Below are 13299 nucleotides of genomic sequence, written 5' to 3'. Positions count from 1 at the left end.
GATGCGCGTCTCCATCGCCACCGCACCGGGCGGCACGAACCCCAACGAAGACTGGGTGGCGGCCACGCCCGCGCTCGCCGTGGTTCTGGACGGCCTGAGCACGGCCGGGCTCGACACCGGCTGTCGGCACGGCGTCCCGTGGTACGTCGCCCAGTTGGGCGGCCACCTGGTGGCCGCGCTGGCAGAGCCCGGCCGGCCGCTGGCTGAGGGGCTGGCGCATGCCCTCGACCAGGTCGCCGCGCTCCACCCCGGGTGCGATCTCGGCAACCCCGGCACGCCGTCGGCGACGGTCTCGATCCTGAGGGCCGGAGTCGACAGCTTCGACTACCTGGTGCTCGCCGACTCGCCGATCGTCTTCGAGCGGGCCGACGACTACCAAGTGGTCACCGACCTGCGGGTGGACACTGTGGTGCCCGAACTCCGCGCCGAGACGGAACGCTTCGCCACCGGGACGCCCGACCACACCGAGGCGGTCCGCCGGATGGTCGAGGCCCAACGGCTCACCCGGAACACTCGGGACGGCTACTGGGTGGCTGCCTCCAGTGGCGAGGCGGCACACCACGCGCTGACGGGCGCGGTGCCGCTGGCCGGCATCCAGGCAGCGGCTGTCCTGTCCGATGGGGCCTCGCGGCTCGTCACCGAGTACCGCGCAGCGTCGTGGGCGGATGCCTTCGCGATGCTCCGAGAGGCTGGCGCAGATGGGCTGATCTCAGCGGTCCGAAAGGTTGAGGCCACGGACCCGGAGGGACTCCGCTGGCCGCGCTTCAAGTCCGGAGACGACGCGACCGTGGCTTTCTGCATGTAGAGGATTTAAGTCGCTTGACTTCTGCCACGGTTCCAAGGTCGTTAAGGGCCCAGGTGTCGAAGTGTCGAACTCTTGCTTGTATCAGCTGCCGCCCGAAGCGCGTCACATCAAAGTCTGTGAATCCCTATCCAAGGCCGAGATGACCTTTTTCCGGAGATCCCTTATCGACCTGTAACTGCCCAACAAGCCTTGCGGTTTAAGTTGCTCCACGTATTCACGAAGCGCGTCCAGCTGGGAAGTATCCACGTCATGTGGCAGATCCCGCTTCGAGATCCATACGTGCACAGGGATTTCCCGATTCACGGATCGCTCAATTTCCTCGGCCGTACCACAAATATGAGTCGCAGTTGGCTGACCTAGACGTCCATGGAACACTGACAGCAGCACATCTGCCCTGTCAACGATCTGATCATTGATCTCCGACTGCGGCCCGCGTCCAAGCAGGGGTACAGTGTCCGACTCCCAGAAGTAAGGGTCAAACCTCACCCCCCGGATGCGCCCATTGCTGGCGTTCCACCCGTGAATCGTTTTCTCCAAGTCGCGGCGTTCTTTCTCGGTGTCACTCGGAGATGCGACCAACACATTAAAGATGCGAGCATACAAAACTGCTCACCTCCGTCAACAGGAGCATGCCCTCTCTAAGAGAGGCGCCTACAGGCCGTAGCGGAAAAACGCACGGCGGTCGGGGTTTCCTTGCCGCAGGTCTACTGAGAGGCGGGCGAGGAGCTGTCGATTCGTCACGCTAGTTGGAATGTTTCACCTACATCAAGCCTAAGACCAACCCGCCGAGTTGTCGCGACCCTGCCCCGACTACCTTTGTGTACGGCGGCGCGCACCCAGGTCTGACGCGGCTTCGGTGCTCAACTATGCCAGTCAGCGCCCTTTACCATTCGAACACTTGACTGGTAAAGGGTATCGACTGCCCGACGTGCGGGTCAGGCGAGCTTTAGGGTGCGCTCCAAAAGCGGGCGACAGTCACTCCAGCCGCTTCTCCTGCGGTGGCCAGGTGGTCCGCTCTGCACGGAGCTTGGCCGCCACTTCGAGCTGTCGCTGTCGGATGGTGAGTTCCTTTGAGCAGACTCTCACGGCGTCCTCGGCAAGCCCGAGGTCCGTGACCTGCCACCGGTACGGTTCGTACCGTTCGCGCGCCAGCCTGACATTCGTGTCGTGGACGGCGGCCCAGGGCTCCTCCAGGGTGCTGTCGAGAGCGCCTTCGCGGGCGTAGCGGATCAGTCCGAACTCGCGAAGCCGTTGGCAGCCGTCCTCCCAGGCATCGCGGCGTATGCCGAAGGTGTTTTTCCGGTTTTCCCCATAGAGGAAGACTCCGGACTGGGCATGTATTTTCGGGGCCCACTGGCTGAGCGAGCGCAAGGTGAGCCAAACGGCCACCTCGGAGGTGCTGAGCACCTGGGCCCAGCCGTTGAGAAAGAAGGCGGACGGAACCGTGAGCGTCCTCACAGACCAGTGGTTCATGGGCACCGTGTAGGCGTTTGGGGTCTGATGCTTGCCGCGTCCGCTTTCCTCCATGAGCGCGAACTCTTCGTACAGGCGCCTGCCGCCATTCCGCGCCCGCGGAATGGTGATGAGCGACTGTTCGAAGTCCGGCTCCGCACCGAGCTTCTCCAGCGTCTCCAAGGCCGACTTGACCTGCCGCAGGCGCAGATCACCGCTGGTCCGGCCCTGCTTGGTATTGCGCATGTACGTGCCTGACTGGGCGCTGTATGCGCCGTCGATGGCGATCAGGTCCGACCAGGACCCGACTCCCGCTAGGGGGCGGGTGTTCGTCCATGGCTCTCCCACGCCCAGCCGGCATTGGGCTTCGAAGACAGCTATCAGGTAGAACCGAAGAGCCACGCCACGGGGCAGGACGAGCCGGACGAGCGGCGCGCGTTCCGTGGAGTCGTTTGGGGTTGCAACCAGGCCGAGACGGAGGACGACGCCGTCCGGCTTCCTGCCGCCGGCCCAGGCCTCGTGAAGGGCTGCGGTTGCTCTGGTGACGGCCGGGTCCATCTCGGTCAGCCGTCGAAGTCGGCGCGTGTTCGCCTCGCGGGCGCCAGCCATGCTTCCTCACCGTTTTGATCTCAACGTTTTGATCCGCACTAGAGATGAACTAGTTAACTAGTTATCTCTTATGAGGATCAAGGCGTTTTTGATGACCCGTCGACGATGCTGCGGAGGGCGGCATCCTGGTGGTGGGCCCGACGGGGCTCCACGGCAACGCCGTTCGCGGGAGCACGCGAACGGCCCCGGGTACCAGCCGGGGCCGCTGCAAATTGACGAACTCGAATCAATAGGAGTCCAATGGCCAACCGTACCGCTTCGGACAAGCAGCCCGAACGACTGTCCCAGCGTTGGGCGCTCATCCTCACCGCATCTTTTGGGGCTGGGGCGATCGTCTTCGCGCTCGCTGGGCCGCTGGCGGCGCTTGGCGCCGCTGGGGCTGCTGCAGTCGGCCTCCACCAGCTGGTGGCGTGATCAATGGTGAGGGGCATCCTGTCGGGTGCCCCTCACCTTCGGCCTCGCCGCTTGAGATCGGCCGGGCCGTCTGTGGGCCGTCCGGCGTAGATCAAGGGTGGCCAAGGATGACAACTGTCGACGGCTCAGCCCCAGGTCAGAGACCGTTGATCAGGCCCGAAAAACAGACAGGCCAGACCCAGGGCAAGAAGTAAGCGCGAGAAGTAAGCGCGAGAAGTAGTAAGTCCGACCGGGCGAGCAGCAAGCCCGGGGACGAGAAGGCCCCGCCACCGGTTCGCCGGTAGTGGGGCCTTTTCATTCAACCGGCTTGTCGGGCAGGCTAGTTGGGCGGAGCTGAAAGTGGTTCAGACCATTGACGGGCAGTGGCGGCGGCTCCTACCGTGAGGGCACCGGGTAGGCGCGGGCATGCCATGGATCTCCCCGTCCGGGCCCGCACCCCCACGTGCGTGTCCGCGCCCCGGCGCACTCTCCATCCACCCCCACGGAGGAGCACCATGCGCACACGTCACATCGTCGGGGCGGCGGTCGCCGCGCTGGCGATCCCGCTCACCTTCGCCTTCCCGGCGTCGTCACACGGGTACATCACGACCCCGCCCAGCCGGGCCGCGCTCTGCGCCGCGGACACGGTCCCCTGGGACTGCGGTGAGATCCAGTGGGAGCCGCAGAGCGTCGAGGGTCCGAAGGGCTTCCCCGCCGGCGGCCCGTCCGACGGCACCATCTGCGCCGGCGGCAACGCGCGCTTCGCCGAGCTGGACGACCCGCACGGCGGCGCCTGGCCGACCACGCCGGTGACCGCGGGTCGGCAGCTCACCTTCACCTGGAGGTTCACCGCCCGGCACGCGACCACGAACTTCAAGTACTACCTGACCAAGCCGGGCTACGACGCGAGCCGGCCGGTCAGCCGGGCCGACCTGGAGCTGACGCCCTTCCTGACCGTCCCGTACGGCGGGAAGCAGGTGCCGAGCACGCTCAGCCACACCGCGACCGTCCCGAGCGGGCGCACCGGCCACCAGGTGATCGTCGCGGTCTGGGAGATCGCCGACACCGGGAACGCCTTCTACTCCTGCACTGACGTCACGTTCTGACGTCACGTTCCGAGGTCCGGCGCGGGCCCGGCCGGGGCTGCCGGGTGCACGGCCGTCTCCCTCGGCGGTCGTGCACCCGAGGCCGTCAGTGGCCGCCGCAGCAGCCGCCGTCCGCGCCGCCGCACTGGCAGGGCGCGCCGGACTGGCAGCCGCAGCCGCAGCCCGGGCCGCAGCCGCAGCCGGCGGCGAGGACGGGCAACAGCTTCGGGGCGGGCGGCTCGACGGTGTCGCGGGCGGGGGCCGGGCGGGTCGGGTTGGCCTTCATCGAGCTGTTCCCTCCGTGAAGCGGGCACACTCCGGCGCCCGATACTTCGAGTGAAACCGCCGAACGGAGGGAGCGTCAACGGGCGCGCAGTGGTGGGACGTACGGAGAACCGTGCGCCCGCACCACCGTCGCCACAGGTTTACTCACCCCTCGGGGGGAGCGGCCGTCGGAACGGAGCTCACTCCGCCGCCGCGTCGGCCTCGGTGGCGGCCACGAACTCGGCCACGTGCTCGCCCGTCACCAGGTACACCACGCGCTTGGCGACCGACACCGCGTGGTCCGCGAAGCGCTCGTAGTAGCGGCCGACCAGGGTGATGTCGACGGCGGTCTCGATGCCGTGGTGCCAGCGCTCGTCGATCAGGTGCGACAGCAGCTCGCGGTGCAGGGTGTCGATGGCGTCGTCGTCCTGCTCCATCTCCAGGGCCTTTTCGACGTCCTTGGTGGCGATCACCAGACCGGCCTTGGCCACCAGGCGCTGGGCGAGCTGGCCCATCTCCAGGACGGTGGAGTGCAGGTCGCGCGGCACGGCCGTGTCGGGGTAGCGCATCCGCGCGACCTTGGCGACGTGCCGGGCGAGGTCGCCACAGCGCTCCAGGTCGGCGCTCATCCGCAGCGAGGTGACGACGATGCGCAGGTCGGTGGCGACCGGCTGCTGCCGGGCGAGCAGGTCGATCGCCCGGTTCTCCAGCTCGTGGTGCAGGTCGTTGATCTTCTCGTCGGCGGCGATCACGTTCTCCGCCAGCGCCAGGTCCGCGTCGAGGAGGGCAGTGGTGGCGCGGCCGAGGGCAGAGCCGACCAGCCGGGCCATCTCGACCAGGTTGTCGCCGATGGCATCGAGTTCCTCGTGGTACGCGTCGCGCATGTTCTCTCCTCAGTAGCTGTGTCGGTGGCGGTGCCGACCGGCCGGCCCGTCCGACCGTCGTTCCGGCGTCCGGGTGACCGCTGCTGGTGGCGCGCATCGTACGCGCACACCCGAGCCGGCGCCCGCTGTTCGGCACACCGGTCTCTCCCACACGGGCTGCCCGGCCAACTTTCCGCTGCCAGGGCGACGGTGTTCGGCCGCTACGGTGAATCGGCAGCCACATGAAGGTGAATTCTCGGCAACGTGCGGTCGATGCCTTGATCCAGCCCTTGGGGAGTGCCCTGGCCGTGCGCTTACGCTGGCCACATGGACGTGAACGTGGCCGCCGCCGCTGCCTGCGCCATTGCCGGGCTCGGCGTCGGCCTCACCGCCTCCATCGCCTTCCGTTGGAGCGAGCGCGAGCAGGCCAAGGGCAAGCACAGCGGCACCAGCGGCAGAAACCACAGCCGGCACCAGGCACTGGGCACCGGCAACCCCGAGCCGCCCCTGCCGCCGGGGGTCGACACCGTGCTCTCCGTGCTGCGCTCCTGCGCGATCGTGCTGGGCGAGGGCGACGAGGTGGTCAAGGCCAGCTCGGCGGCGTACGCGATGGGCCTGGTGCGTGGTGGCGCGGTCGCCGTGGACCAGATGCTCGCGCTGGCCCGCGCCACCCGCCGGGACGGCGAGATCCGCCAGGTCGAGCTGGAGGTGCCCCGTCCGGGCGCGGCCCGCGCGGTCGAGCCGCTCGCGGTCTCCGTCCGGGTCGCCCCGCTGGGCTCCCGGCTGGTGCTGGTGCTGGTCGAGGACCAGACCGAGCGGCGCCGGGTGGAGGCCGTCCGCCGGGACTTCGTGGCCAACGTCAGCCATGAGCTCAAGACCCCGGTCGGCGCCCTGTCGCTGCTCTCCGAGGCGGTCGCCGACGCGTCCGACGACCCGGAGGCGGTGCAGCGCTTCGCCGGCCGGATGCAGGTCGAGGCGACCAGGCTGGCCAGCCTCGTCCAGGAGATCATCGACCTCTCCCGGGTCCAGGACGACCGGCTGATGGTCGACCCGGAGCCGGTCGCGGTGGACGAGCTGATCGCCGAGGCGATCGACCGCTGCCGCCAGCAGGCCGCCGCCAAGCAGATCCTCATCGCCGCGGGCGGCATCGCCGGCCTCTACCTGCACGGCAACCGCGGCCAGCTCGCCGCCGCGCTCGGCAACCTGGTCGAGAACGCCGTCAACTACAGCCCGCCCCGCACCCGGGTGGCGATCGCCACCCGCCGGATCTCCAGCGCCGCGGCGCTCGGCGAGGCGGACGGCGAGCTCATCGAGATCTCGGTCACCGACCAGGGCATCGGCATCTCCGAGAAGGACCGCGAGCGGGTCTTCGAACGCTTCTACCGCGTCGACCCGGCCCGCTCCCGGGCCACCGGCGGCACCGGCCTCGGCCTCTCCATCGTCAAGCACGTCGCCGCCTCGCACGGCGGCACGGTGTCGGTGTGGAGCGTCGAGGGACAGGGGTCGACCTTCACCGTCCGCCTGCCCGCCGGACTGGCGCCCGTCGACGACGAGCCGGACGACGACCCCGACGCCACCGAGTACGACCCCGACGCCACCGAGCGCGACCCCGACATGACCGGCCACGACCGGGACGCGACCGGCCACGAGCCGGACGCCGCCGGGCCCGCCGCGACACCCCGAACCCTCACCACGAACCGCACGAACCGTTCGCTCCCCGCTCGGGAGCGGGAACCACACCTGTCAGACACAACCCCTCAGCTTGCCCCGGAGGCCTGATCGTGACCCGAGTACTGGTGGTCGAGGACGAGGAGTCGTTCAGCGACGCCCTCTCGTACATGCTTCGCAAGGAGGGCTTCGAGGTGGCCGTCGCCGCCACCGGCCCCGACGCGCTGGAGCAGTTCGAACGCAACGGTGCCGACCTCGTCCTGCTCGACCTGATGCTGCCGGGCCTGCCCGGCACCGAGGTCTGCCGCCAGCTCCGGGTGCGGTCCAACGTCCCGGTGATCATGGTGACCGCCAAGGACAGCGAGATCGACAAGGTCGTCGGGCTGGAGATAGGCGCTGACGACTACGTCACCAAGCCGTACTCCACCCGGGAGCTGGTCGCCCGGATCCGCGCGGTGCTGCGCCGCCGCGGCGAGGACGGTGGCGCGGGCGAGAACGGCGGCGGCCCGGGCGCCCTGGAGGCGGGCCCGGTCCGGATGGATGTGGACCGGCACGTGGTGACCGTGGACGGCGCCAAGGTCGACCTGCCGCTCAAGGAGTTCGACCTGCTGGAGATGCTGCTGCGCAACGCGGGCCGGGTGCTCACCCGCATGCAGCTGATCGACCGGGTCTGGGGCGCGGACTACGTCGGCGACACCAAGACCCTGGACGTCCACGTGAAGCGCCTGCGGGCCAAGATCGAGCCGGACCCGGGTGCGCCGCGCTACCTGGTCACCGTCCGCGGCCTGGGCTACAAGTTCGAGCCGTAAACCGTAGGGACTCCGCCCACGCGGAAGGCCCCCGCCGGCCGGAGCCGGAGGGGGCCTTCGCGTTGCCTCCGGCAGGCCCGGGCGGGCCCGCCGGAGGCGGTGTGCGGCGTCAGTGGGCGGCCGGGACCGCCGGGGTGGTGGCGCCGGCCGGGACGGCCGCGCCGGTGGCCGTGGCGCCCGGGGTGGCCGTGGCGCCCGGAGTGGCCGTGGCGCCCGGAGTGGTGGTGGCACCGGGGGTGGCGGCACCGGAGGTCGGGGCGGTGGCGGCGGGGGAGCCGCTCTTGACGGGCGTGGCGCTCGCCGAGGGGGTCGGGCCGAAGCCCTTGTACAGGCCCTTGCCGTCCGGGCTCACGCCGGCCTGGGCGTCGACCTTCCGGCCGTCCTTGAACGTGAAGGTCGTGGGGGCGAAACCGCCGACGTGGACAGAAGCGGCGGCGACGGCGGCGGTCGGGTTGCCCTGACCGCCGATCGCCACCGCGCCGCCGGCCGGGATGACGATGCTGGTCAGCGGGGCACCGGCGGCGTCCGCGAAGGACGCGGCGGAGGTGCCGACGGTGATGGACTGCAGCTCGGCCGGGATCTCCGCGGTGTTCGCGATGTTCACGACCACGTTGGCGGGCCCGGTGTAGTCGCCCGAGGTGCCCTCCCCGGTGACGATCACGATGTTGTTCAGTCGAAGGTTCGTCCCGAGGGTTGCCGCCGCGTTGTCGGGCTTGATCTGCAGGGTGTCCGGCGTATTGCCTGCAGCGCAGGAGGACAGCGAGGCGATGGCGATGGCGGCGATTGCGGCGATGCTGCCGCGTCGAAGGCTGCGGCTCACGGCGGCGGCTTCTCCTAAGTCACGTGTCGGTAGGTCAGGTCTCAGATTATCGACCTCACTTATGCGCTCCTCACGGGGTGGTCCCCGTGTCGCACTCCCGGGGGCCCCGGAGGGCCGTCCGGCGGTACCTCCGCCATGTCCCGGTCACATCGTGGACAAGCTTCGACCAAGATCGAATAACGATTGGGCCGCGACCGGAAAAAGGGTGAAAGCTCAAGATCCAATCATGGCTGCGGGGGTGTTGCGCAAGGGTTTCGTCGAACCCCGGAACCGCCTCCGACCTGCGGGAAGCCCCTCTCGAACATCGGTCGCAGCACGTCATGGGGGTGCTTGTCAAGCCCCGAGACCCGCCCTGACCTGCGAAAACGCCCTTCGGGTGCGCCGAGAAGCGTGTTATTCTGGAAAGCCACGGAAGGGGTCCTGTCACATGACGTTCAAGGTTGGCGACACGGTGGTCTACCCCCATCACGGGGCCGCGCTGATCGAGGCCATCGAAACTCGCCAGATCAAAGGTGTGGACAAGACCTACCTGGTGCTCAAGGTGCAGCAGGGAGACCTGACGCTCCGCGTGCCCGCCGAGAACGCGGAGTTCGTCGGTGTGCGCGATGTAGTCGGCCAGGAGGGTCTGGACCGGGTCTTCGAGGTGCTGCGCGCACCGTACACGGAAGAGCCGACCAACTGGTCCCGTCGCTACAAGGCGAACCTGGAGAAGCTCGCCTCGGGTGACGTTATCAAGGTCGCCGAGGTTGTGCGCGACCTCTGGCGTCGCGAGCGCGAGCGCGGCCTCTCGGCCGGCGAGAAGCGGATGCTCGCGAAGGCGCGCCAGATCCTCGTCAGCGAGCTCGCGCTGGCGGAGAACACCAACGAGGACAAGGCGGAAACGCTGCTCGACGAGGTCCTCGCCTCGTAGCGCACGCGTCACCGCATGCGGTCGGGCTACCGCCCAACGCTCACAGCGCCCGGTGCCGGCGCGCCGCTCCTCGGACGAACTGTCCGGGAGTGGTGCAGTGGCACTTCGGGCGCTGAGGCGTGTCCGGACGACGCCTCCCACCCGAGCCGGTCCAGGCCTGCAAGACCGTTTCTGCACCCGCCCTTTCGCGCATTCCGCGGAGCGCGGACCCTGCAGAACCGTGCGGCGGGCAGCGGACCGTGGTTCTTCGGAAGGGGCCCGGTGCGCCCGCCGGGCACGCCAAGGCCATACCCACTTCGCCGAAGGAGTGAAACCTGAACGCGTCAGCAGCAGTCGCAGCAGCAGTGGTGCCCGCCGCCGGACGCGGTGAGCGGCTGGGGCCGGGGGCCCCGAAGGCCCTGCGGGAGCTCGGCGGTGTGCCGCTCCTGGTGCACGCCGTCAGGGCGCTGGCCCGCAGCCGGGCCGTCGGCCTGGTCGTGGTCGCCGCACCCGCCGACGGGGTGGCCGAGGTGGTCGCCCTGCTGGACAGCCACGGGCTGGACGGCAAGGACATCCGCGTGGTGGCCGGCGGCGCGACCCGCCAGGAGTCGGTCCGGCTGGGCTTGGCCGCGATCCCGGAGGACGTGGAGATCGTCCTGGTGCACGACGCGGCCCGTCCGCTCGTGCCGGTCGAGGTGGTGGACGCCGTCGCGGCCGCCGTCCGGGCCGGGGCGCGGGCCGTGGTGCCCGCGGTGCCGCTGGCCGACACCGTGAAGCGGGTCGAGCCGAACCCGGGCCGACCCGAGCCGGTGCTCGACACGCCCGAGCGGTCCACCCTGCGCGCGGTGCAGACCCCGCAGGGCTTCGATCGCGCCACCCTGGTCGAGGTGCACGCCAAGGCGCTGGCCGAGGAGAGCGCGGGCACCGCCGACGCGCCGCCGGTCACCGACGACGCCGGGCTGGTCGAGCGCTACGGCGGCCAGGTCGTCGTGGTGCCCGGCCACGAGGAGGCGTTCAAGGTCACCCGTCCGCTGGACCTCGTGCTCGCCGAGGCCGTACTCGCCCGCCGGAGGGCCGCCGATGCCTACTGACCCGCAGACTCCCGTGATCCCCCGTATCGGGATCGGCACCGACGTGCACGCCTTCGAGCCCGGCCGCCCGCTCTGGGTGGCCGGACTGGAGTGGCCGGACGCCGAGGTCGGGCTCTCCGGGCACTCGGACGCCGACGTCGCCGCGCACGCCGCCTGCGACGCGCTGTTCTCGGCGGCCGGGATCGGCGACCTGGGCGCGCACTTCGGCACCGACCGTCCGGAGTGGGCGGGCGCCGCCGGGGTGAAGCTGCTCGGCGAGGCCGCCCGGCTGGTCCGCGAGGCGGGCTTCGAGATCGGCAACATCGCGGTCCAGGTGATCGGCGTCCGACCGAAGATCGGCAAGCGGCGGGCCGAGGCGCAGGCCGCGCTGTCGGAGGCGGCCGGCGCCCCGGTCTCCGTCTCCGGCACCACCACCGACGGGCTGGGCCTGACCGGCCGGGCCGAGGGGCTGGCCGCGATCGCCACCGCCCTGGTGTACGAGCGGCGTTGAGGCCGGCGGTCCGGTGAGGTGAGCGGGCGAGGTGGGCGGGCGAGGAAGAATCCGTTCCTGACGGGTGTTCACCGGGTGCCGCGGGGCCCGAGTCGATACTGTTCGGTTTCGGGCCCGCGCGGGGTTCCCCCCCGGGCCGTTCCCGCCGCCGACGAGATGAGGTTCGCCAGATGACTTCCCAACTCTCCGACCGTGCCAAGGCGTTGATCGACGGCAAGAGCTTCGCCGTGGTCTCCACGATCCAGCCCGACGGCAGCCCCCAGTCCTCGGTGGTCTGGGTCAAGCGGGACGGCGACGACATCCTCTTCTCCACCGTCGAGGGCCGCCGCAAGCACCTCAACCTGGTGCGGGACCCGCGCGTCTCGATCCTGCTCAACCCCGCGGACAGCCCGTACGAGTACCTGGAGGCGCGCGGGGAGATCACCATGACCACCGAGGGCGGCCGCGAGCTGATCGACGAGCTGGCCGCCAAGTACCGCGGGGTGGACAAGTACACCTGGGACGGCCCGGACGACGTCCGGGTGGTGGTGCGGCTCACGCCGCGCAAGGTGGTCGGCAGCATCTGACCTTCCGCCCGCGACCTGCCGTTCCCCGGGATCACGGCACCGTTGTCCCGGGGAATGTAGCGGGGCACCCCCCACCGCCCACTACGCTTGACGCTGTGAGCATTCGTCTGTACGACACCAGCACCCGCCAGGTACGCGACTTCGTCCCGCTTGTACCGGGTTGTGTCTCGATCTACCTGTGCGGCGCTACCGTCCAGTCGGCGCCTCACATCGGGCACATCCGGTCCGGCCTCAACTTCGACATCATGCAGCGGTGGTTCGCCCACCGCGGCTACCAGGTGACCTTCGCCCGGAACGTCACCGACATCGACGACAAGATCATCGCCAAGGAGCGCGAGCTCGGCACGCCGTGGTGGCAGATCGCCTACGAGAACGAGCGCGCCTTCAACGACGGCTACAACGCCCTCGGCTGCCTGCCGCCGACCGTCGAACCGCGGGCCACCGGGCACATCCCCGAGATGGTCGAGATGATGCAGGGGCTCATCGAGAAGGGCCACGCCTACGCGGCCGACGGCAACGTCTACTTCGACGTGAAGTCCTACCCGGACTACCTCGCGCTCTCCAACCAGAAGCTCGAGGACCTGCGCCAGCCGAGCGGCGACGGCGAGACCGGCAAGCGGGACCAGCGCGACTTCGCGATGTGGAAGGCCACCAAGCCGGGCGAGCCCAGCTGGGAGACCCCGTGGGGCCGCGGCCGTCCGGGCTGGCACCTGGAGTGCTCGGCGATGGTCCACAAGTACCTGGGCCCGGCCTTCGACATCCACGGCGGCGGGCTGGACCTGATCTTCCCGCACCACGAGAACGAGATCGCCCAGTCCAAGGCCTACGGCGACGGCTTCGCCAACTTCTGGGTGCACAATGCCTGGGTCACCATGGCCGGCGAGAAGATGAGCAAGTCGCTCGGCAACTCGGTGCTGGTCTCCGAGATGGTCCGCGCGTGGCGGCCGATCGTGCTCCGGTACTACCTGGCGGCCCCGCACTACCGCTCGATGATCGAGTACAGCGAGGAGTCGCTGCGCGAGGCCGAGGCCGGGTTCGCCCGGATCGAGGGCTTCATCCAGCGCGCCGTCGAGCGCTGCGGCACGGTCGACGCGGCGCCCGAGGTGCCGCCGGCCTTCGCCGAGGCGATGGACGACGACTTCGGCGTTCCGCAGGCGCTGGCCGTCGTGCACACCGCCGTCCGCCAGGGCAACAGCGCCCTGAACGCGGACGACAAGGAGAGCGTGGTGGCGCGACTGGCCGAGGTCCGTGCGATGCTCGGAGTACTGGGCCTCGACCCGCTCGACCCGCACTGGGCCGGGACGGAGCGCGGCGAGGACCTCCACGGTGTGGTCGACTCGCTGGTCCGCCTGGTCCTGGACCAGCGGCAGGCGGCGCGCGAGCGCAAGGACTTCGCCACCGCGGATGCCATCCGCGACCAGCTCGGCCTGGCCGGGCTGGCGATCGAGGACACCCCGTCCGGCCCGCGCTGGACGATCAACAACCAGTAACCCCA

The 13299-nt window shown here is 69.8% G+C and carries 13 protein-coding genes; 9 read left to right on the top strand and 4 right to left on the bottom strand.

Features of this window, described 5'->3' with window-relative positions; all coding sequences use genetic code 11:
• Window position 1 precedes the first annotated feature (1 nt).
• Window positions 2-805, top strand: a complete 804-nt coding sequence (locus tag ACZ52R_RS00555) for a hypothetical protein (RefSeq protein WP_465752328.1) — start codon at window positions 2-4, stop codon at window positions 803-805.
• A 975-nt stretch (window positions 806-1780) separates the two neighbouring features.
• Here the strand turns inward: ACZ52R_RS00555 and ACZ52R_RS00550 are convergent.
• Window positions 1781-2866: a hypothetical protein gene (locus ACZ52R_RS00550; protein ID WP_465752326.1), complete on the bottom strand. Its 1086-nt coding sequence runs from the start codon at window positions 2864-2866 to the stop codon at window positions 1781-1783.
• 908 nt (window positions 2867-3774) lie between these two features.
• On the opposite strand from ACZ52R_RS00550, the gene ACZ52R_RS00545 reads away from it, so the two are divergent.
• Complete coding sequence (locus tag ACZ52R_RS00545) at window positions 3775-4365, top strand: lytic polysaccharide monooxygenase auxiliary activity family 9 protein (RefSeq protein ID WP_465625333.1); 591 nt, start codon at window positions 3775-3777, stop codon at window positions 4363-4365.
• Window positions 4366-4450: 85 nt separating this feature from the next.
• On the opposite strand, the gene ACZ52R_RS00540 is transcribed toward ACZ52R_RS00545, so the two are convergent.
• Window positions 4451-4630 (bottom strand): hypothetical protein, encoded by a 180-nt coding sequence (locus ACZ52R_RS00540; RefSeq protein ID WP_350521682.1) that lies wholly within the window; start codon window positions 4628-4630, stop codon window positions 4451-4453.
• 178 nt (window positions 4631-4808) lie between these two features.
• Window positions 4809-5492 (bottom strand): phosphate signaling complex protein PhoU, encoded by a 684-nt coding sequence (gene phoU / locus ACZ52R_RS00535; protein ID WP_465625336.1) that lies wholly within the window; start codon window positions 5490-5492, stop codon window positions 4809-4811.
• A gap of 306 nt (window positions 5493-5798) precedes the next feature.
• Between phoU and ACZ52R_RS00530 the strand changes: the two genes are divergently transcribed.
• The gene (locus ACZ52R_RS00530) at window positions 5799-7250 is read left to right on the top strand and encodes a sensor histidine kinase (RefSeq protein ID WP_465752325.1); all 1452 of its coding nucleotides are present in this window, start codon (window positions 5799-5801) and stop codon (window positions 7248-7250) included.
• 2 nt (window positions 7251-7252) lie between these two features.
• Window positions 7253-7948, top strand: coding sequence for a two-component system response regulator PhoP (gene phoP, locus ACZ52R_RS00525; protein WP_030061050.1), 696 nt, complete (start codon window positions 7253-7255; stop codon window positions 7946-7948).
• A 109-nt stretch (window positions 7949-8057) separates the two neighbouring features.
• Here phoP and ACZ52R_RS00520 read toward each other — a convergent pair whose 3' ends face one another.
• On the bottom strand, window positions 8058-8768 hold the full coding sequence (locus ACZ52R_RS00520; RefSeq protein WP_465664006.1) for a DUF461 domain-containing protein: 711 nt from the start codon (window positions 8766-8768) through the stop codon (window positions 8058-8060).
• A 427-nt stretch (window positions 8769-9195) separates the two neighbouring features.
• Between ACZ52R_RS00520 and ACZ52R_RS00515 the strand changes: the two genes are divergently transcribed.
• The 5 genes from ACZ52R_RS00515 (at window position 9196) to cysS (ending at window position 13294) form a co-directional block, all read left to right on the top strand.
• Window positions 9196-9678, top strand: coding sequence for a CarD family transcriptional regulator (locus tag ACZ52R_RS00515; RefSeq protein WP_014136563.1), 483 nt, complete (start codon window positions 9196-9198; stop codon window positions 9676-9678).
• Between the two features lie 344 nt (window positions 9679-10022).
• Window positions 10023-10748: a 2-C-methyl-D-erythritol 4-phosphate cytidylyltransferase gene (ispD, locus tag ACZ52R_RS00510; protein WP_360495879.1), complete on the top strand. Its 726-nt coding sequence runs from the start codon at window positions 10023-10025 to the stop codon at window positions 10746-10748.
• Complete coding sequence (ispF, locus tag ACZ52R_RS00505) at window positions 10738-11238, top strand: 2-C-methyl-D-erythritol 2,4-cyclodiphosphate synthase (RefSeq protein WP_465625343.1); 501 nt, start codon at window positions 10738-10740, stop codon at window positions 11236-11238. The genes ispD and ispF overlap by 11 nt, the downstream gene beginning before the upstream one ends.
• A 170-nt stretch (window positions 11239-11408) precedes the next feature.
• Window positions 11409-11804, top strand: a complete 396-nt coding sequence (locus ACZ52R_RS00500; RefSeq protein ID WP_360495873.1) for a PPOX class F420-dependent oxidoreductase — start codon at window positions 11409-11411, stop codon at window positions 11802-11804.
• A 95-nt stretch (window positions 11805-11899) separates the two neighbouring features.
• Window positions 11900-13294 carry a cysteine--tRNA ligase gene (gene cysS / locus ACZ52R_RS00495; protein ID WP_360495870.1) on the top strand — a complete coding sequence of 465 codons (1395 nt, stop codon included), beginning with the start codon at window positions 11900-11902 and terminating at the stop codon, window positions 13292-13294.
• Window positions 13295-13299: the final 5 nt, after the last annotated feature.

Source organism: Kitasatospora sp. NPDC034023 (assembly GCF_055575795.1).
This window is presented reverse-complemented; position numbering and strand designations above follow the sequence as displayed.

Excerpts from the sequence above, each read along its gene's own strand:
- ispF (WP_465625343.1), top strand. The coding sequence starts at position 10,738 with ATGCCTACTGACCCGCAGACTCCCGTGATCCCCCGTATCGGGATCGGC.
- ACZ52R_RS00530 (WP_465752325.1), top strand. The coding sequence starts at position 5,799 with ATGGACGTGAACGTGGCCGCCGCCGCTGCCTGCGCCATTGCCGGGCTC.
- ACZ52R_RS00515 (WP_014136563.1), top strand. The coding sequence starts at position 9,196 with ATGACGTTCAAGGTTGGCGACACGGTGGTCTACCCCCATCACGGGGCC.
- ACZ52R_RS00550 (WP_465752326.1), bottom strand. The coding sequence starts at position 2,866 with ATGGCTGGCGCCCGCGAGGCGAACACGCGCCGACTTCGACGGCTGACC.
- ACZ52R_RS00540 (WP_350521682.1), bottom strand. The coding sequence starts at position 4,630 with ATGAAGGCCAACCCGACCCGCCCGGCCCCCGCCCGCGACACCGTCGAG.
- phoU (WP_465625336.1), bottom strand. The coding sequence starts at position 5,492 with ATGCGCGACGCGTACCACGAGGAACTCGATGCCATCGGCGACAACCTG.
- ACZ52R_RS00500 (WP_360495873.1), top strand. The coding sequence starts at position 11,409 with ATGACTTCCCAACTCTCCGACCGTGCCAAGGCGTTGATCGACGGCAAG.
- ACZ52R_RS00555 (WP_465752328.1), top strand. The coding sequence starts at position 2 with ATGCGCGTCTCCATCGCCACCGCACCGGGCGGCACGAACCCCAACGAA.
- ACZ52R_RS00545 (WP_465625333.1), top strand. The coding sequence starts at position 3,775 with ATGCGCACACGTCACATCGTCGGGGCGGCGGTCGCCGCGCTGGCGATC.